The organism is Halolamina salina (assembly GCF_042678005.1).
Taxonomy (GTDB): domain Archaea; phylum Halobacteriota; class Halobacteria; order Halobacteriales; family Haloferacaceae; genus Halolamina; species Halolamina salina.
This window is the reverse complement of record NZ_JBHUDH010000056.1, coordinates 1,061-2,138: the sequence shown is the minus strand read 5'-3', so window position 1 is coordinate 2,138 and position 1,078 is coordinate 1,061. Positions and strand designations below refer to the sequence as shown.

1 protein-coding gene and 1 pseudogene are annotated in these 1,078 nt (G+C 70.3%); both read left to right on the top strand.

From position 1 onward, the window contains the following. Positions 1 to 11: 11 nt before the first annotated feature. Entirely contained in the window at positions 12 to 872 is an 861-nt protein-coding gene (locus ACFR9S_RS06635) for a mechanosensitive ion channel family protein (RefSeq protein WP_379732195.1), read from the top strand. A gap of 70 nt (positions 873 to 942) precedes the next feature. Then, positions 943 to 1,078 (top strand): annotated as a pseudogene (locus ACFR9S_RS06630) (8-oxoguanine DNA glycosylase); the annotation flags it as partial.

The following is a 1,078-nucleotide window of genomic DNA, read 5'->3' as shown; positions in this document are numbered from 1 at the left end:
CCCCGCTCGGGGTGGCCGTCGGCGACACGCCGCTCGATCCGCTGGTGGCCCGCGCGCTGCTCGCGCTCTCGTTCACGGCCGTCGTGTTCGGCTGCTACCGGCTGGTGTTCTCGTGGCTCACGCGCGGGGCGACCAAGCGCCGGCAGCACGACCTGCGGAACGTCCTTCGGTTAGGGTTCGGCGTCGTCGGGCTGGTCGGCGCCCTCGGCGCGCTGACCGACCAGTGGCTGGGCGTGCTGTTCTCGCTGGGGGTCGTCGGCTTCGCGATCACCTTTGCGCTCCAACAGCCCCTGCTCTCGCTGCTCGGCTGGGTGTACATCACCGCCAAACGACCCTACGGCGTCGGCGACCGCGTCCGGATCGGCGACGTGAAAGGCGACGTGGTCGCGGTTGACTTCCTCGTCACCACGCTCTGGGAGGTCGGCGGCGAACTGGTCTCCACCAATCAGCCCTCCGGCCGGCGCGTGACGGTGCCCAACAGCGTGGTGCTCTCCTCGGATCTCACGACGTTCGGCGGCGCCGGCGGCGAGTTCGTCTGGAACGAGCTCTCGGTACAGGTCGCATACGAGACGGAACTCCCCTACGCCCGCGAGGTGATGGTCGAGGAGGCCGAGGCGCTGCTCGGCGACGAGATGCGCCGGCGGGTCGAGCGCTACCGCGACGAACTCAGCGAGACCGCGGTGGAACTCTCCGTCGACGAGGAGCCGACGGTGAACGTCGTCCAGCAGGAGTCGTGGGTGGAACTCCGCCTGCGCTACCTCGTGGACCCGCGACGGGCGACCCGGACCCGGAACCAGTTGTACGAACGGATCCTCGGTCGGTTCAACGAGGCGCCCGATCGGGTCCGCTTCCCGGTCAGCCGGAACCGCTGAGACGGACCGGCCGCCCCCGGCGGCTGACGGGACCGAAACCGGGAAACCCGCCGCCGGCCTCCGCCCGATAATGGAGTCGGGCCGCATCGACGTTTCGACACTCGACGGACCGTTCGACCTGCAGTCGACGCTGGAGAGCGGGCAGAGCTACCTCTGGAAGCGCGCCGACGGCGACGGCTACACCGAGTCCGCCGCCCACGGCGGCG